The 17,044-nt window shown below is 64.1% G+C and carries 18 protein-coding genes; 1 reads left to right on the forward strand and 17 read right to left on the reverse strand.

Features of this window, described 5'->3' with window-relative positions:
- The first annotated feature begins 70 nt into the window (after positions 1-70).
- A complete protein-coding gene (locus AC07OV_RS24980; protein WP_176997221.1) occupies positions 71-964 on the forward strand; it encodes a LysR family transcriptional regulator in 894 nt (297 codons plus the stop codon).
- Positions 965-1,285: 321 nt separating this feature from the next.
- Here AC07OV_RS24980 and AC07OV_RS24985 read toward each other — a convergent pair whose 3' ends face one another.
- From AC07OV_RS24985 to AC07OV_RS25065, 17 genes are all read right to left on the reverse strand, one after another.
- On the reverse strand, positions 1,286-1,729 hold the full coding sequence (locus AC07OV_RS24985) for a hypothetical protein (protein WP_494998575.1): 444 nt from the start codon (positions 1,727-1,729) through the stop codon (positions 1,286-1,288).
- Between the two features lie 26 nt (positions 1,730-1,755).
- Positions 1,756-2,982 carry a beta-ketoacyl-ACP synthase gene (locus AC07OV_RS24990; protein ID WP_176997219.1) on the reverse strand — a complete coding sequence of 409 codons (1,227 nt, stop codon included), beginning with the start codon at positions 2,980-2,982 and terminating at the stop codon, positions 1,756-1,758.
- The gene (fabG, locus tag AC07OV_RS24995) at positions 2,982-3,710 is read right to left on the reverse strand and encodes a 3-oxoacyl-ACP reductase FabG (RefSeq protein WP_176997218.1); all 729 of its coding nucleotides are present in this window, start codon (positions 3,708-3,710) and stop codon (positions 2,982-2,984) included. The genes AC07OV_RS24990 and fabG overlap by 1 nt, the downstream gene beginning before the upstream one ends.
- Positions 3,707-4,168: a hotdog family protein gene (locus AC07OV_RS25000; protein WP_176997217.1), complete on the reverse strand. Its 462-nt coding sequence runs from the start codon at positions 4,166-4,168 to the stop codon at positions 3,707-3,709. The genes fabG and AC07OV_RS25000 overlap by 4 nt, the downstream gene beginning before the upstream one ends.
- Complete coding sequence (locus AC07OV_RS25005; RefSeq protein WP_495093179.1) at positions 4,165-5,331, reverse strand: beta-ketoacyl-[acyl-carrier-protein] synthase family protein; 1,167 nt, start codon at positions 5,329-5,331, stop codon at positions 4,165-4,167. Before AC07OV_RS25005 ends, AC07OV_RS25000 begins: the two co-directional genes overlap by 4 nt.
- Positions 5,328-5,810, reverse strand: a complete 483-nt coding sequence (locus AC07OV_RS25010; protein ID WP_495093196.1) for a hypothetical protein — start codon at positions 5,808-5,810, stop codon at positions 5,328-5,330. The genes AC07OV_RS25005 and AC07OV_RS25010 overlap by 4 nt, the downstream gene beginning before the upstream one ends.
- The gene (locus tag AC07OV_RS25015; protein WP_494998577.1) at positions 5,810-6,541 is read right to left on the reverse strand and encodes a class I SAM-dependent methyltransferase; all 732 of its coding nucleotides are present in this window, start codon (positions 6,539-6,541) and stop codon (positions 5,810-5,812) included. Before AC07OV_RS25015 ends, AC07OV_RS25010 begins: the two co-directional genes overlap by 1 nt.
- On the reverse strand, positions 6,538-7,785 hold the full coding sequence (locus tag AC07OV_RS25020) for an NAD(P)/FAD-dependent oxidoreductase (RefSeq protein WP_494998578.1): 1,248 nt from the start codon (positions 7,783-7,785) through the stop codon (positions 6,538-6,540). The genes AC07OV_RS25015 and AC07OV_RS25020 overlap by 4 nt, the downstream gene beginning before the upstream one ends.
- 33 nt (positions 7,786-7,818) lie before the next feature.
- Positions 7,819-10,131 carry an MMPL family transporter gene (locus AC07OV_RS25025; protein WP_495093180.1) on the reverse strand — a complete coding sequence of 771 codons (2,313 nt, stop codon included), beginning with the start codon at positions 10,129-10,131 and terminating at the stop codon, positions 7,819-7,821.
- Positions 10,121-10,807, reverse strand: a complete 687-nt coding sequence (locus AC07OV_RS25030; protein ID WP_494998580.1) for an outer membrane lipoprotein carrier protein LolA — start codon at positions 10,805-10,807, stop codon at positions 10,121-10,123. Before AC07OV_RS25030 ends, AC07OV_RS25025 begins: the two co-directional genes overlap by 11 nt.
- Entirely contained in the window at positions 10,804-11,229 is a 426-nt protein-coding gene (locus tag AC07OV_RS25035) for an acyl-CoA thioesterase (protein WP_176997211.1), read from the reverse strand. The genes AC07OV_RS25030 and AC07OV_RS25035 overlap by 4 nt, the downstream gene beginning before the upstream one ends.
- Positions 11,222-12,763 carry an HAL/PAL/TAL family ammonia-lyase gene (locus AC07OV_RS25040; RefSeq protein ID WP_495093181.1) on the reverse strand — a complete coding sequence of 514 codons (1,542 nt, stop codon included), beginning with the start codon at positions 12,761-12,763 and terminating at the stop codon, positions 11,222-11,224. Before AC07OV_RS25040 ends, AC07OV_RS25035 begins: the two co-directional genes overlap by 8 nt.
- Positions 12,747-13,682 (reverse strand): lysophospholipid acyltransferase family protein, encoded by a 936-nt coding sequence (locus tag AC07OV_RS25045; protein ID WP_495093182.1) that lies wholly within the window; start codon positions 13,680-13,682, stop codon positions 12,747-12,749. The genes AC07OV_RS25040 and AC07OV_RS25045 overlap by 17 nt, the downstream gene beginning before the upstream one ends.
- The gene (locus AC07OV_RS25050; RefSeq protein WP_495093183.1) at positions 13,679-14,413 is read right to left on the reverse strand and encodes a glycosyltransferase family 2 protein; all 735 of its coding nucleotides are present in this window, start codon (positions 14,411-14,413) and stop codon (positions 13,679-13,681) included. Before AC07OV_RS25050 ends, AC07OV_RS25045 begins: the two co-directional genes overlap by 4 nt.
- Before the next feature lie 164 nt (positions 14,414-14,577).
- Entirely contained in the window at positions 14,578-16,248 is a 1,671-nt protein-coding gene (locus tag AC07OV_RS25055) for an ApeI family dehydratase (protein ID WP_495093184.1), read from the reverse strand.
- Positions 16,245-16,790 carry a COG4648 family protein gene (locus AC07OV_RS25060; RefSeq protein ID WP_176997207.1) on the reverse strand — a complete coding sequence of 182 codons (546 nt, stop codon included), beginning with the start codon at positions 16,788-16,790 and terminating at the stop codon, positions 16,245-16,247. Before AC07OV_RS25060 ends, AC07OV_RS25055 begins: the two co-directional genes overlap by 4 nt.
- Positions 16,787-17,041, reverse strand: a complete 255-nt coding sequence (locus tag AC07OV_RS25065) for an acyl carrier protein (protein ID WP_003187949.1) — start codon at positions 17,039-17,041, stop codon at positions 16,787-16,789. The genes AC07OV_RS25060 and AC07OV_RS25065 overlap by 4 nt, the downstream gene beginning before the upstream one ends.
- Between the last annotated feature and the right edge of the window lie 3 nt (positions 17,042-17,044).

Genomic DNA, 17,044 nt, shown 5'->3' on the forward strand with positions numbered 1-17,044 from the left:
GCTGGCTAATGATTCTTTCCAATATATTGTTCGACCTGTTTGAGAGCTTTTACGACCTAATGAGGTTTGCATGGAATTGCGTCACTTGCGGTACTTCATCGCCGTCGCCGAAGAGCTGCATTTCGGCCGCGCCGCGCAGGTGCTGGGCATCTCGCAACCGCCCCTGAGCCAGCAGATCCAGGCGCTGGAACAGGAAGTGGGCGCGCGGTTGTTCGAGCGTACCAATCGTCGGGTTGAGCTGAGCGAGGCGGGGCGACTGTTCCTGCACGAGGCGCGATTGGTGCTGGCCCAGGTCGACAAAGCCTCCGATGTGGCACGGCGTGCGCAACTGGGCGAGTTGGGGGAGCTGAAGATCGGCTTCACCTCCTCGGCACCGTTCAACGCCAGCATCCCCAAGGCGATCTTTGCGTTTCGCCAGGCGTTCCCGGCGGTGCATCTGAACCTGCAGGAAATGAGCAGCACCGAAGTGGCCGATTCCCTGGTAGATGAGTCGATCCAGGTTGGCCTGATGCGTCCACTGCCGCTGCCGGACTCCCTGAGTGTGGTCGAGCTGATGCGCGAGCCATTGGTGGCCGTATTGAGCGCCGGCCACCCACTGGTGCAAGGCAGCGAGCGAGGCCTGCACCTGGCGCAGCTGGCGCAGGAGCCATTCGTGTTTTTCCCGCGCAGTTATGGCAGTGGTCTCTACGCCCAGTTGATCAACCTGGCGCGAGATGCCGGTTTCAGCCCGCACTTCGCCCAGGAAGCCGGGGAGGCCATGACCATCATCGGTTTGGTCGCGGCGGGGTTGGGGGTTTCGGTGCTGCCGGCGTCTTACCAGCGCATCCGGATCGACGGGGTGGTCTATCGCACGCTGCTGGATGAGGAGGCGATGACGGCGGTGTGGCTAGTGCAGCGCAAAGGCGTGCAAACGCCGATGGCAGAGGCGTTTGTGGAGTTGTTGACGCGCAAGGCCATTCAATAAAAAACGGACTTTAAAACGAAGCAGCTCTTTGTGGGAGCTGGCTTGCCTGCGAATGTGGTGGGCCAGTTGGCAGGTGTGTCGACTGACACTCCGCATTCGCGGGCAAGCCCGCTCCCACATTTGATCGTCGGTATTTTCCAGCTGTCTTTGCTTCAGGCATACTGCCCGTGTTCCCGAAAAGGGGCTTGTGAGACTCTGAGGATCCTGGGTAACCAGCCATCGTAGAGCCAGACAGGACGCGGCGATGACAAGCCAACCTGTTTGTGAAGAGGGCGCCGAAAGGCGCCCTTTGTCGTTTCTGGAGAAACCACAACCTCAGCTTTACTGGGTGGTGCCCGTCTGCCCAAACGACTGCGCCGCCGAGCCCACTTCATTCATGCCATTGCTACGCAGCGCCGCCATGATGTCGCGGTCGAGCATGCTCACCCAGCGGTTGTAGTTGCGATGGATCGTGCCGTCCTTGTAGCCCAAATCGCGGCTGTCGCGGTAGGTGATGGCGTAGCTGTTGCGGGTGTAGCGGATGTCGATGGCGGCATAAAACTGGTTACGCACATTGATTTCGGCCTGCACCAGCTGCGGGCTCAGGCGCTGGACCGTCCATTCGCGCTTTTGCAGGGCGTTGACGATGATCACCTTCATTTTCTCTTCACTGACCTGGGCGTTGGCCGGCAGGTCGTGCTGGGTGTTGAGGATCGGCTTGTTGGTGCAGCCGGCGGTGACCAGCAGGGCCAGGGTGATCAGGGTGGCGCGTAGCAAGGAAGACATTCCGTATTCTCCAATCGATTTAACAGTCAGGACCAGCGGCGAAAGATCAGCGACGTGTTGACGCCGCCAAAGGCAAAGTTGTTGTTCATCACGTAGTCGTGGTGCATCTCGCGAAATTCACCCTGCAGGTAATCCAGCTCGCCGCATTGCGGGTCCACCGAATCCAGGTTGAAGGTGTGCACGTACTGGTTGCGGTTCATCATCTCGATGCTGAACCACGACTCCAACGCTCCGCATGCGCCCAGGGTGTGGCCGAGAAAGCTCTTCTGCGAGCTGATGGGCATGCGGCTACCGAACAGGCTGCTGGTGGCCAGGGTCTCGGCGATGTCGCCCTGGTCGGTAGCGGTGCCGTGACCGTTGACGTAGCCGATGGCAGACGGCTCCAGCCCGGCGTCTTCCAGCGCCAGTTCCATCGCGCGGCGCATGGTTTTCTGCTCGGGGCGAGTGGTGTGCTGGCCGTCGGCGTTGCTGCCGAAACCGACCAGTTCAGCATGGATATGCGCCCCACGGGCCAACGCATGCTCCAGCTCTTCGAGGACCAGCATGCCGCCGCCTTCGCCGATCACCAGGCCATCGCGGCCGCTGTCGTAGGGGCGCGGGCTGGTTTGCGGTGCATCGTTTTTCAGGCTGGTGGCGTACAGCGCGTCGAACACCATGGCTTCGGTCGGGCACAGCTCTTCGGCGCCCCCGGCGAGCATCAACGGCAAGCGCCCGAACTTGATCGCCTCGTAGGCATACCCGATGCCTTGGCTGCCGCTGGTGCAGGCGCTGGAGGTGGGGATCAGCCGCCCGGTGAGGCCAAAGAAGATGCTGATATTCGCTGCCGTGGTGTGCGGCATCATGCGCACGTAGGAGTTGGCATTCAGCCCCTCGGCCACCGAGTTCAGCAGCATATTGCCGAACGCCTTGATCTCATCGGTGCTGCCGGTGGACGAGCCACAGGCCACGCCCATGCGCCCGTCCTTGATCGACTCGTCGCCGAGCAAACCCGCGTCCTGCAACGCCTGCTCAGCGGCCCACACGGCCAGGCGCGAAACACGGCCCATGCTACGCAGCTGCTTGCGCGTCCAGTGGGCGGGCACGACGAAGTCGTCGATCGGCCCGGCCAAGCGCGTGTTCAATTCGGTAAACCGGTCCCACTCGTCCATGCGCCGAATGCCGCTGCGGTTGGCACGAAAGTTGGCGGCGATGGTCTCCCAGTCGCCACCCAGGGAGGTCATACCGGCCATGCCGGTCACTACAACGCGCTTCATCAGCACAGGCCTCCGTTCACGGCCAGCACCTGGCGCGTGATGTAGCCGGCCTCGGCCGACATCAGGAAATTCACCGCGCCGGCCACCTCTTCCGGGGTGCCCATGCGCTGCGCGGGGATCATCTTCATCAGCTCTTCCACCGGCACGTTCTCATCGAGCATGGCGGTGTCGATCAGGCCGGGCGCCACGCAGTTGACCGTGATCTTGCGCTTGCCCAGCTCGATGGCCAGGGCCTTGGCGGCGCCGATCAAGCCGGCCTTGGACGCGCTGTAGTTGACCTGGCCACGGTTGCCGATCAAGCCGGACACCGACGTGATACACACGATACGCCCGGCCGCGCGACGTCGGATCATCGGCATCATCACCGGGTGCAGCACGTTGTAGAAACCGTCGAGGTTGGTGCGCATCACCACGTCCCAGTCGTCTTCCGACAGGGCCGGGAACGCGCCGTCGCGGGTCAGGCCGGCGTTGAGCACCACGCCGTAGTAGGCGCCATGCTGCTCCACATCGGCTTCGAGGATTGCCTTGCACGCGGCACGGTCCGCCACATCGAACTGCAGCACCCGTGCCTTGCGGCCCAGGGCTTCGATTTCGACTTGCACCGCGTCGGCTTGGGCGCGGCCACTGCGGCAATGCAGCACGATGTCATGGCCGGCCTGGGCCAGGCGCAGGGCGATGGCGCGGCCAATGCCACGGCTGGAGCCGGTGACCAGTACGGATTCAGTCATGGCGTTACGTCCTTCGATTCATCTAAATAGTTGGCCGCCTGGGGCGGTCGGAATACGTTCAAGCGGGCGCTAGCCAAAATGCCATCACCGGTCAGGTGGCATTCGAACACACCCATGCCATTGTCGTCTTCCAGGGAACGCAGGCCGTGGATGGTCAGCTCGGCGCCGGCCGGGAAGTGTTCCACGTTGCACTCGTACTTGCGTGTGCCCAGCAGGAAGCCCAGTTCCACGGCCTCGCCTTTCTGACGCGCACGGCAACCGGCGTAAGCCGCGACGCTTTGCGCCATCAGCTCGATGCCGACCCACGCCGGCAGGCTGCCGTCGTCGCGGTTGAACAGGCCGCCAGGCTTGACGGTGACGCGGGTGTGAACCTGCTCTTCATCGAACGACAGCACCTGGTCGATCAGGATCATGTCGCCCGCGTGGGGCAGCAGTTCAGCGAGTGGCCAATCGATCATGGGGCCTCTGCGATTATCAGGCTGACGTTGTTGCCGCCGAAGGCAAACGAATTGCTCATCAGGCAGCGTTTTTTCAAGGTGTCACCGGCTTGCGCCCAGTGCAGGGCCGGCAGTGCCGGGTCGGCCTGGCCGTCCCACACATGGGGCGGCACCACACCGTGGGCCAGGCTCAACCAGCAGAACGCGGCCTCCAGTGCACCGGCGGCACCCAGGGTGTGGCCGCTCATGGGCTTGGTCGACGAACAGGCCACGCCTTGGGGGAACAGTTGGGCAACCGCCAGGCTTTCCATGGCGTCGTTGTGTTGGGTGGCTGTGCCGTGCAGGTTCAGGTAACCGATCTGCTCGGGCGCAAGTTTGGCGCTGGCCAACGCCTTGCGCATTGCTTGCAGCGCGCCCTTGCCGGTGGGCTCCGGCGCGGAAATATGGTGCGCGTCGCAGCTGGCGCCGCTGCCCAGCAGCGCGATGGGCGCAGTCTCGCGGCTCATCAGGAACAGCACCGCGGCTTCGCCGATGTTGATGCCGTTGCGGTTCACCGAGAACGGGTTGCAACGCTCGCTCGACACCGCTTCCAGCGAGGTAAAGCCGTTAAGCGTCAGCTTGCACAGGCTGTCGACGCCGCCGCAGATCACCGCATCGCACACGCCCAGGTCCAGCAGGCGCTGGGCACTCATCAACGCGCGGGCGCTGGAGGTGCAGGCGGTGGAGATCACATAGGCCGGTCCGCTCAGTTGCAACCAGTCGGCGAGGAAGTTGGCCGGAGCGCTGAGTTCCTGTTGCTGGTAGTCGTAATCACCGGGGAACTGGTTGTCGCGCAGGTAATGCGCAATGCCACGGCTCGCCTCATCGATACCCGACGTGCTGGTACCGAGCACAATGCCGACCCGAGAGGCGCCATACGTTTCAATGGCCTGACGAATCTGTGCCTCAATCTGCAGCGCCGCTTCCAGCAACAGCTGGTTATTCCGGCTGCTTTGCTGGTTCAGCTCCGTTGGGATGGTCGCCAGTTCACCCGGCACGCCGGCCACCGGCAGCACACGGTCCGGTACCCAGCCGCTTTCGGCGCGCATGCCCGAGCAGTCACCGGCAAACAGGCTGCGACTGACTTCGTCCTGGCCACGGCCGAGGGCGCAGATTACGCCGAGGGCGTTGAGGTAGGCGGTCATCGTGCGGCCCCCAGCGGGCTGATGCGGTAGCTCAACGGTTGCCCGCTCATGTTCACACTGAAGACCTCAGACGACTGGTACACGATCTGCCAGTGGCCGGGCAGCGTGCGGGTAAGGTCCATGGCCTGCGCGGTGGGGTACAGCTTTCGCACATCGTCCGCCGACGTCAGGGCGAATAACAGTGCGGCGAACAAGTCCCGTGCCTGGGGGTTGGGCGGCAGCAAGCCGTCGGCTTGCCACTGACCGTCGACCAGCTTCTGCCGGGCCTGGGGAATACCCAGCGGGTCCATCATCGACCAGCGTATCGCACCGCCTTCGCGCTGGATCACCAGCAGCCAGTCCTGGGTTTGACCGTCTGCCTGGCGCTGAACATGCAGCTGCATGGGCAGCGTCAGCGCCGGGACTTTTTCGGGCAGCGGTGGCTGGCTGGCGCAGGCGCTCAGCAGCAACAGGCAGCCGATCAACAACAGACGAATCATCATTCAGGGCTCGCCAAGGGTTTGCGTGCCACGCAGTTCACCAGGGTTTCCTCACGCTGGCCCACCGGCGGCGGGTTGCGCAGGCCCCAGCGTTCCAGCAGGCCGAAATCGCTGGAGCGGCTCCACCACAGGTACGGGTAGGAGACGTTCTGCGGGCCAAATTCAAAGCCTTGTTCGCGCAGCATCTCCAGATACTCCTCGGCGCTTTTCTGCACGTGCATGGGGTGGCGGAACAGCCAGCGAATCACCCAGGTGTCGATGTACGCCTCGGTGGATTCGGCAAACAACAGGTAGCCGCCCGGCTTGAGCACGCGGTAGAACTCCTTCAGCGCGCGATGCTGCTCCACGAGGTGGTGGAAAGTCTGGTGGCAGAACAGGATGTCGACGCTTGCGTCCGGCACATCGAGGGTGGCGCAGTCGCTGCCGATCAGTTGCACATCCAGGCCCTGGCGTACGGCTTCGGCCTTGCTCAACGCCAGGCTGTGAAGGTCGGCGTCCAGGCCGATCAAGCGGCCAGGGGCGAACACCTGTTGCAACAGCTTGAAGGATTTGCCCTGGCCGCAGCCGGCATCCAGCAGCACTGGCGCCACCGGCAGCGGCTCGCTGAACAGGCTGCGCAAGTCGTTGATCGCCACGCGCAGCACATGGTGTTGCCAGGTGTGGCTGCGCAGGAACCAGAATCCAAATTTGGTTTCTTCGACGTAGTTTTTACTGAGGTATTGAGTGCTCACGCGGCATCCCCTGCACAAATCTGCGACAACATCCGTAGCCGTCGCTTGGGTTCACTGACAAACGGGTTGCGCTCGTCCCACGCGTAGCCGGCGAGGATCGAGCTGATCATCCGGCGAATCTCCGGCGAGCTGCCCGGGTGGAAAATCACATCCTGGAAGGTACCGGCATACCAGCCTTCGACGTAGCAACGGAAGGTGTCGACACCGCGCTTCAACGGCTCGGCAAACTCGGTTTGCCAGTCCACCGCTTCGCCGTTCAGTTGGCGATGCAGCAGCCCAGCGGCCATGCTCGCCGAACGCATGGCGATGGTCACGCCGGAAGAGAATACCGGGTCGAGGAATTCCGCCGCATTGCCCAACAGCGCGAAGCCGGGGCCGTGCAGGCTTTTGACGTTGGCCGCATAACCGCCGATGGTGCGCGCCGGGGTGTCCCACACGGCTTCTTTCAGCACACCGGACAGGCTTGGGGTTTCATCGATGAAACCGCGCAGGCAGGCATCGAGGTCACCGTCGCGGCCGTCGAAATGCTCCTTGGCCGCGACTACCCCCACCGAGCAACGGCCGTTGCTGAACGGTATGGTCCAGAACCAGATATCGCGCTGGGTCGGGTGCGTGGTGACGAGGATCTTGGTGCGGTCAAAACCCGGGTGTTCGATGCGGTCTTCGACGTGGGTGAACACCGCCTGGCGCACCGGGAAATCAGACGGCACATCGAGGTCCAGCAGGCGCGGCAGCACGCGGCCGTAACCGCTGGCATCCAACACGAACTTGGCCTTGAGGTGGTACTCGCTGCCGTTCTCGCGGCGCACGTGCAGGTAGCGGCAATCGCCTTTGAAGTCCACGCCGACGATGCTTTCGCCGTAGCGGATCTCCACCCCTTGCAGCGCGGCCTGGTCAGCCAGCAGCTTGTCGAAGTCACCGCGCTGCACCTGGAAGGTAGTGGGTTTGCCGTTGCTGAAGGTATCGCTGAAATCAAACGCACTGTAGCGCTCGCCCCAGGCGAACGCGGCGCCGGTTTTCAGCTGGAACCCCGCGGCCTGCACAGCGTCGAGCATGCCGGCTTCTTCGATGAAGTCGATGCAGTGGGACAACAGGCTTTCGCCGATGGAAAAACGTGGAAAATGCTGGCGCTCGATGACCAGCACGTCATGTCCTTTGCGCTTGAGCAGGGCTGCCGCGATGGCGCCGGACGGCCCGGCACCGATCACCACGACCTGGCGACGTTCCATTTCAACTGTGGGCACGAGGGCTCCTTGCCGCGTTGGCGATAATCGGGTTCATGAGGCGTGCTTCTGATGGCCGGCCCAGGGCGCCAGCATAAAGCTGAAAGCCAGGCCCAGGCTGACCGACAGGCCGAAATTGCTCACCGCTGGCGTACTTGAGACCGCCAGCAGGCCGAACGACAGCCAGGTGGTCAGCGCGGCCAGCAGCGTTCCCAGCAGGCTGACTGCTGCGCCGCCGATCTGCTCGCGCATCAAGATCGCGTAATCCACGCTGATGGCCGTGACCAGCAGCAGGCCAAACAGGCTGAACAGGGTCAGCGGTTGGCCCAGCCAGCCGAGGCTGGCCAGGCTGCACAGCGCGGCCAGCAACGGCAGCGCGACGATGCGCAAGGCGCCGCCGAACCCGAAGGGCAGGATCAGCAGCAACACGATCAGCACGCACGACATCAACTTCAATTCGGCGGCGCTGATCTGCGTGTCGGCGAATACCCGGTTCAAATCACCGAGGCGATCCACCAGTTGCACCCCGGGCAGGTCCACCGCCTGCACCCGCAGCAGCGCCGGGTTGTTCAAGCCTTGCAGACTGACCATGGCGGCCACACCGCCATCCACCGGCCCCAGCCACAGCGTGCGCCAGGGTTCGGCGAGCGGGCCGACCAGCGCGGCGTCGATGTCTTGGGTGGGCAGTGCTTGCAGTTGCGCGACTTCGGCTTGCAAGGCCGCAGCGGGAACGCCGAGGTCGAGCAGTGGCTGCCAGTGTTGTGGCAACGCGTTCAGCGCATCCCGCAGGTGTTGTTGCTCGGCGGGCAGGCTGACCAGTTGGTTCAGCGCCAGGTAACCCTGGAGCTTGTCCATGTTCACCAACTGATCCAGGCGCTGGCCCAGCGCGGCCTGGCGTTCCAGCAACTGCTGCTGGTTGTCGGCCCGCACCAGGAAAAACTGGCTGGTGGGTTGGAACCCGGTGATGCGCGCCACCGCCTGTGCTTCCTGCAGTAACTGCGGCGGGGCACCGATCCACTGGCGAATATCGTTCTTGCTGTTCAAGTGCCACAGGCCACCGGCGCAAAACAGCACCACCAGCACCAGCAACACCGGGCTTGGCACGCGCTTGAGCAACGAGGCGCGCATCAGCCACAGGCATTCGGCGATGCGCAGCGGCCATTGCGCCGGGCGCAGCTCGACGCCCTTGAGCAGGGCGGGCAACAGGCACACCGCCGACAAGTACGCGCCCACCAGGCCGGCAGCGGAGAACACCGCGATCTGGGTCAGCGCCGGGAACGGCGTCCAGGCCAGTGCCAGGTAGCCGATGCAACTGGTCGCCAGGCTCAGGCTCAGCCCCGGCAGCGTGATGCGCAGCGCCGGCCAACTGCGCCAGGGTTGCATACTCCAGCTCTTGGACAGGTAGTGCAGCGGGTAATCCACCGCCACGCCAATCAGGCTCGAGCCCAGCACCAACGTCATCACATGCATGTGGCCAAACAGCGCCACACAGGCCACCGCGCCAAACAGCATGCCCACCAGCACCGGCACAAATGCCAACAGCACGCGCCAGCGGCGGAACGCCAGCAGCAGTAACAACAGAATGCCCAGGGTGGCGCCGCCGCCGACCCAGGTGATTTCCCGCGTGGCCTGCTGTTGGCCATTCGCGGCATACAGCAAGCCGCTGGCAGCGAGCAGTTGCGCACCTTGCCCGCTGGCTTGTTCACGGCTGGCCTTGAGCAAGTCCGCCACTTGCAACGGCAGCTTCATATCGAAGGCATTGCCGGTGGTGCGCGCGCGCAACAGCACCCAGCTTTTGCCGTCGGCATCGGCAATCAGGGCGCCACTGCCGATGTCCAACTGCACCGAGCCGTGCTGCGGCTGGCTGTTCTGGATGCGCCCGGTCAGGCCCAGCCAGTCGTCCTGGCTCGGCACCAGGCTGAACCCGGTGAAGGGGTCGAACAGCGCTTGCACGCGCTGCTGGATAAACGCGTCGGGGTGTTCGATCAGCTGTTCGCGGTCCTTGGCCGAGAGCATCGCCAGGCGCCCGCGCAGCAATTGCTTACGCAGCGCCGGCAGGTCGGCTTGCAGGTTCCACTGCACCTTTTCAAACAGCCCGCTGGCCTGCCAGCGCTCGCCCAGCTGCTGCGCCACGGCCACGGCTTGTTGGCGGTCGGCGTGCCCGACCAGCACCAGCATTTCGCGGTTCAGGGGCTCCTGCATGCGCTGTTCGGCTTGCTGTTCCAAGGCGTCCGGCGTTTTGCCCGGCACCAATTCCATCAAGTTGGCCGACAACGGCGCGCCATGGCGCCACTGCCAGCCGGCCAGGGCCAGCACAGCCACCAGCAGGATCAGGAACAGGCGCGGTAGCAGGCGCTCACTGGGCAAAGTCGTGTTGCTCCGCATCGCTCAGAGGTTGGTCGGCACGGCTGTCCTGCATGCGCAGCACGGTGCTGTCGCCTTGGGTTTCCAGCAGCTCGATCTTCTGCACCAGCTCGCCACCGTCGATATTGATCTGGGTGAAGACCTGTTTTAACAGCAGTGAGCGCGGGATCAGCGTGAGTTTCCACCCGTTGGCTTCGCCTTGCAGCTGCAATTCGAAGTCGCGCTGCAAGCCACTGCTGTCACCTTGGAGGACGGCGAGGAACAGGCGGTTTTGCTCGGCGCCGGCGCTCTTGTTTGGCAGCAATTGCCAGCCATTGGCGTCACGGCGGGCAATGCCTTGGGCGCTGATGCGGTAATCCTGTTGCAGCGGGGTCTTGAGCAGCCAGAGCAGGCCGTGGTCCTTGGCGAGGACAAAGGTGCCTTTGCTGACCAGGGGTTGGGGCAGGGCACGCAGGTGTTTTTCCTGGGTGAAGGTGCCGTGGATTACGGAGGGTTTGGCGAGTTGATCGCTCAGTTGTTGTAGATCGAAAGCGTGAGCACTGAAACTCAAAAGCAACCCGATCAATAATGTGGGAGCGGGCTTGCCCGCGAAAAACCTGAGGACGCCGCGGAGTATCAGGCGGATTGCGTTATCGTTAACGACCTTCGCGGGCAAGCCCGCTCCCACAGGGGATCTCATTTCAGGGCTCTCTCGACGGCGTCTGTAAATATCTTGGGGGAGGCCAGCTGCATTTCACGGTTGGCGATTTCCACCGCCACCTGCACCGTGGTTGCACGGGTCAAACGCTCGCCGCTGGCCAGGTCGGTGATCAGGTAATTGACCTTCAAGCGGTTCTCCCATTCCACCAGGCTGGCGCGTACGTTGATCGTCTGGCCGAACACGGCGCCGCGCACGTAGCGCAGCTGCATGTCGATCACCGGCCACGCGTAGCCGGATTCCAGCATCGCCGTGTAGTTATGGCCGATCTTGTCCAGCAACGCGCAGCGCGCCACTTCCAGGTACTTTACGTAGTGCCCGTGCCAGACCACGTTCATGGTATCGACGTCAAAAAACGGCACGAGGATTTCAGTGTCGCAGTGCAGCACGCCCTGGCTACGCATGCAGCCTCCAATGTTGCTCGGCGATGCGTTGCAGGCACAGGCGCAGTTCGCCTTCCAGGGCGCGGTCTTCGATCACCGGCGGGAAGTCTTTGGCGAGTTCTTCATGCATGGCGGCCAGGGCCGGTGGCAATGGGCGGGCGTCTTCGGCCTGGGCGCGCAGCCACACCCCTTGGTTGGCGGCGAGCAAGGTAGCGGCGGCAACCTGTTCGGTCAGCTCCAGCACACGGATCGCATCGCGGGCGGCGATGGTGCCCATGCTCACTTTGTCCTGGTTATGGCATTCGGTGGAGCGCGAGAACACGCTGGCCGGCATGGTGTTTTTCAGGGCTTCGGCGGTCCAGGCGCTGGTGCCGATCTGCACGGCTTTGAAGCCGTGGTTGATCATCGCGCGGTCGGCCGGCGCGCCGGACAGGTTGCTCGGCAGGCCGTGGTTATAACGCACGTCCACCAGCAGCGCGAGCTGGCGGTCGAGCAGGTCGGCCACGTTGGCCACCAGGGTCTTGAGGCTGTCCATGGCGAAGGCGATGTGGCCACCGTAGAAGTGACCGCCGTGCAGCACGCGCTCTTCTTCGGCATCAATGATCGGGTTGTCGTTGGCGCTGTTCAGTTCGGTTTCGATGAACGAACGCAGCCAGCCCAGACTGTCGGCCAGCACGCCCAACACGTGGGGTGCGCAGCGCAGCGAGTAGCGGTCTTGCAGGCGATGCAGCGGCGCGGTCGGCGCGTCGATGGCCAGGTCCTTGCGCAGCCAGGCAGCCACTTGCATCTGCCCAGGGTGCGGCTTGGCGGCGAACAGGCGTTCGTCGAAGTGTTCCGGGTTGCCTTGCAGCGCCACCACGTTCAGCGCGGTGATGCGCGTGGCCAATTGCAGCAGGTAGTCGGCGCGGGCGAAGGCCAGGCACGCGAGGCCGGTCATCACGGCGGTGCCATTCATCAGGGCCAGGGCTTCCTTGGGGCGCAACACCAGCGGGTCCCAACCCAGTTCGCGGTGCACGTCGGCCGCCTGACGGCGTTCGCCACGGAACATCACTTCGCGCTCGCCGGACAAGGTCGCGGCCACGTAGGACAGCGGCGTCAGGTCACCGCTGGCGCCCACCGAGCCTTCTTCCGGGATCAGCGGCAACACGTCGTATTCGAGGAACGCATGCAGGCGCTCCAGCAACTCCACGCGCACCCCGGACACGCCATGGCACAGTGACTGCAACCGCGCCGCCAGCACCGCACGGGTGGCTTGGGCGTCCAGTAACTTGCCCAGGCCGCAACCGTGGAAGGTGTACAGGTGACGCGGCAGTGCTTCGACGTGCTGCAACGGCACGGCCACCACGCAGGAGTCGCCGTAGCCGGTGGTCACGCCGTAGATCACGCCTTCCTTGTCCAGCAGCGAGTCGAGGAACTGCGCACCCTTGGCGATGCGCTGGCGATACGCCGCGTCGCCCTGCAATCGGGTAGGCGCCTGACGGTTGGCCAGGGCCAGCACGTCCTCAATGCGCAGGGGGCGTTCGCCAAAGGTTACCGGCTCAAGATGCGTCGTCATCGGTCTTCCAGAAAGGGTAAAAGTTGAACCATTGTTGGGGCGCTTCCAGGCAAAACTGGCCCAGGCGGGCGGCGTAGCGCTCGGTCCACTGGGCGATGACCTGCTCGCGTGTGGTGCGCTTCCATTCGATCAATTCGGCGAACGGCTCGATGGTCAGGCGATAGCGGTTGTTGTGCTTGAGGCACATCAGCAGGTTCACCGGGCATTTGAGCAACCCGGCCAGCAACCACGGGCCTTGTGGGAAGGCGGCGCTGTGACCGAGGAAATCCACGCGGACCGTGCGCCCGCCATGCAGGGGCACTCGATCGCCCGCAATGGCCAGCCATTCGCCTTCGTCCAGGCGCTGGCTGAGCAGCAGCATGGTGGCCGGGTCCAGCTCGCTGACCTGGATCAGGCGCAAATGCGTGGCCCCGGCTTCGCCCAGCAAACGGTTGAATTGTTCGGCGTGCTTGGTGTGCACCAGCACGTTCATGGTGACCTGCTCGCCAAGCTCGGCGAGGGCGCGACACACTTCGAGGTTGCCCAGGTGTGCGCCCACCAGCATCTGCCCGCGCTCACCGCGCAGTTGGTTGCGCAATTGCGCCGGGTCGTTGATTTCGATCTGTTCGATGCGCAGCTTGCCGTTCCACACGTCGAGCTTGTCGAGCAAGGAATCGGCGAAGGCCATGAACTGGCCAAAGACTCTTGAGTGGGTGGGGCGCAGTGCGTCTTGCCCGCTCCAGTCGGCCAGGCGCTGCTGGTATTGCCAGGCGCTCTGGCGTGCGGTGCGACCGAACACGAAGAAGTACAGCACGATGCCGTAGAGCACCGGGCTCAGCAGGCGCCGGCCGAGCACTTTGGCGGCGAAGGCGGTGAGTTTCATCAACAGGAAACTGCCGCGCTCCTCGCGGTCGGCCCAGTGCTTGGTGCTGTCGCTCATGCTTGCCACCGTCGCCACAGGATCATCGGCGCACGCACCAGCATGCCGAAGAACAGCCGGGTGTGCATGGCCGAGATGCGCACGTTGTCGCGGAACAAGCGAAAGTGCGACAAACCGTCGGCGGGGTAATGCACCCGGGTTGGCAGCCAGCGCATAGGTTGGTTGCGCCAGGCCAGGCGCACCAGGATGTCCGAATCGAAATCCATACGTGTGCCGATGTAGGCCGAGTCCATCAACGCCAGCACCGGTGCCAGCGGGTACACGCGAAAGCCGCACATCGAATCGCGGATCTGCAGCGACAGGGTGTTGATCCACACCCACACGTGGGTCAGGTAGCGCGCATACAGGCGGCCCTTGAGCACGCTGTCGTCGTATTCGGGGTAGCCGCAGATAATGGCGTCGGGGTGACGGCGCGAGGTGTCGAGGAAAGTCTCGACTTCGCGCAGATCGTGCTGGCCGTCGGCGTCCACTTGCAAGGCGTGGCTGTAGCCCAGGCGCGCGGCTTCGCGGAACCCGGCCATGACGGCGCCGCCTTTGCCCTGGTTGCTGGGCAGGGTCAGCAGGGTAACGTTATCCAGGCTTGCAAGTTGTGCCAAGACCGCCGCGCAGGCCGGGCTGCTGCCGTCGTCTACCAGCAGGCATGGCAGGCCGCTGTCCAACAGGCTGTGGACCACGGCCGGCACGGCGGCTTCGTGGTTGTAGACCGGGATCAGGGCACAGGGGTTATGCATGATCGCCGGCTCTTGATGGATCGGGTCGCCAGCATCGCAGCGGTGCGGCGATCCGACAAGCCAGCTCCCACATTTGATCGGCTGTGTGTAGGAGATCTGTGGCTGGCGCAGACCCAATGTGGGAGCGGGCTTGCCCGCGATTGAGCGCGAAGCGCTCACCAGATCTACACATGCGTAGCCTCCAGTTGAATGCGCCCGCTGGAGCAGGCCGCGACGCCATTGCGATAGGCGAAGTACAACTTGCCGCGTTCCGGGTCGAAGCGCAGGTGCAGTTCGATCACATCGCCCGGGCGCACCAGTTGCTGGAACTTGAGCACTTCCATCCCGGCAAAGGTCGGCGGCAGACCGAGCAATTGCTGGCCCAGATTGAACGCCCATTCCACCTGCACCACGCCCGGCAACACCGGGGTGACCGGGAAGTGCCCGCTGAAATAGGCCAGGTCCGGCGGAACGCTCAGTTGCAAGGTCCATTCGCCATCGGTTTCCACCTGTTCCAGCACTTCCGGGGCTTTCGGGCGTGGCGCCAGCAACAGCGCCTCGACCTGCGCCTGGGGCAATTTGCCTTGGCTGTTCAGGGGTAACTGGCGCAGCAGACGCCAGCGACGGGGCAAGGCCAGCGCCTCGCAATGCTGGCTCAAGTGCTGGCGCAGGGTTTGAGTCAGGGCGCGACGGCCCTGATTGCGCAAGGCGTGCAGGCCATCGGCGCTGAGCACCACCAGTGCGCCGAGGGATGCGCGGTTTTCCTGGACCACACCCAAGCGGGTGTCGGCGACCCACGGGTGGGCCATCAACGCCTGCTCCAGCATGGGCAGGGAGATGCGTTTTTCTTCCAGCTTGACGATGCGGTCCAGGCGCCCGAGCAGCTCGAAACGGCCATCGGCATGAATGCGCGCCGCGTCGGCGGTCTGTTCGATATGGCCGGCAGGCAGGTAAGGCGAAGCGATGCGCAGGGCGCCGTCGGCATCCTGGCTCAGCACCACGTCGGCAAACGGCTGCCAGGGTTGTGCGCCCTGGCGCCAGGCGATGCCGCCGGTCTCGGAGCTGCCGAGGATTTCCGTCGGCCATTGCTGCAAGCGGTCGTAAAGCTCGCCCGCCGCTTCCACGGGCAAGGCGCCGCCCGACGAAAACACCCGGGATACCTGGCTCAGCGCCGGCCAGTCGAGGTTGTCGCCCATGCGCTTGAGCAGGGCGGGACTGGCAACCCAGGCGAACTGCGTGTGTTCGCGGCTGGCACGCTGCAAGTCTTCGGGGAAGGCCAGTTGCTTGCGCACAAAGGTGCGGCCGGCGCACAGCGGCCACAACACGCGGAACAGCAAACCGTAGATGTGCTGCGTGGCGACGCTGCCGATGATGCAGGCGCGCTTGAGGTCCGGGCCCCACAGGGCTTCCAGCGCTTCGACTTCATTGGCCAGTTGGCGCAGGGTCTTGTCGATGCGCTTGGGCTCGCCGCTGGAGCCGGAGGTGCACAGGCTCAGTTGGCAAGCGTCCAGGTCGAGGGCGGCGGCGCTTAAGGGGGCTTGGTACAGCGCGTCCAGGTCGGCGGCTTCGGTCAGCCAGCTGTCGACGGCCTCATCCCAGCGTTGGCGGGTTTGCGGTTGCAGGTCGGCAGGCAGCAGCACGCTGACCCCGGCGCGCCAGGCGCCGAGCAGGGCAATCGCCAAGTGGCCGGCGTCTTCCAGGTACACGGCCAGGCGTTGGATACCGCGCGCTTGCAGGCCTGCGGCCAGGCTCAGGGCGTGCGCCCACAGCTGGGCATGATTCATGTCAGGTTCGGTGGTGACCGGACGCTGTTCCAGCGGCTCAAGCAGCAAGTGCTCAAGTTTCAATCCATTCATACGCGGCCTCGAACCCTTTGTCGTATCAGCCATTCCACGGCAAACAACAGCCCCATCAACCCGTAGGCGATCAGGCCGTTGTACAACGTCCACCAGCTCAGCGGCGCCCACAGGGTGAGGGCGGCGGCGAGCAGGCCATTACACAGAAAGAACACGCTCCACACCACCGTTACCTGGCGGGTGTACACGATGGCGTGGGGCGGCAGCACCGGGTCGGTCATGCGCGCCAGGCGTTCCACCATCGGCGGGCCGTATTTGAGGCTCAAGCCGAACAGCGACAACATGAACGCGCTGACCAGGCTCGGGTACCAGCGCAGCAGGTGCGGGTTGTCGAACCAGGCCAGCAGCAGGCAGAACACGATGATCGCCACGGCCATCCAGCGGCCGCCGGGGCGGCGTGCGCCGGTGATCGCGCGCAACAGCCACAGGCTGCCCAGCAGCAGGCCGAATTGCCACGGCGCGAAGTGTTCGGTGCCGTAATACACCGCAAAAGGGTACAGCAGGCCCGCCAGCAGCAGGCCCAGGCCGATCAGCCGGCTCATGCGGCAGGCTGGACCAGACGGTACACCGCCTCAACCACATCGTTCACGGTGCGCACGGCCTTGAATTCTTCGGCGGCGATCTTCTTGCCGGTCTGGCGCTTGATATGGTCGATCAAGTCCACGGCATCAATGCTGTCGATTTCCAGGTCCTGGTACAGGTTGGCGTCAAGGGTGACGCGTTCCGGAGGCAGTTCAAACAGTTCCACCAAGGCATCGCGCAGGGTGTTGAAAATATCGTCACGAGTTTGCATGGT

The sequence above is a fragment of the Pseudomonas sp. GW821-FHT09A09 genome (assembly GCF_059418405.1).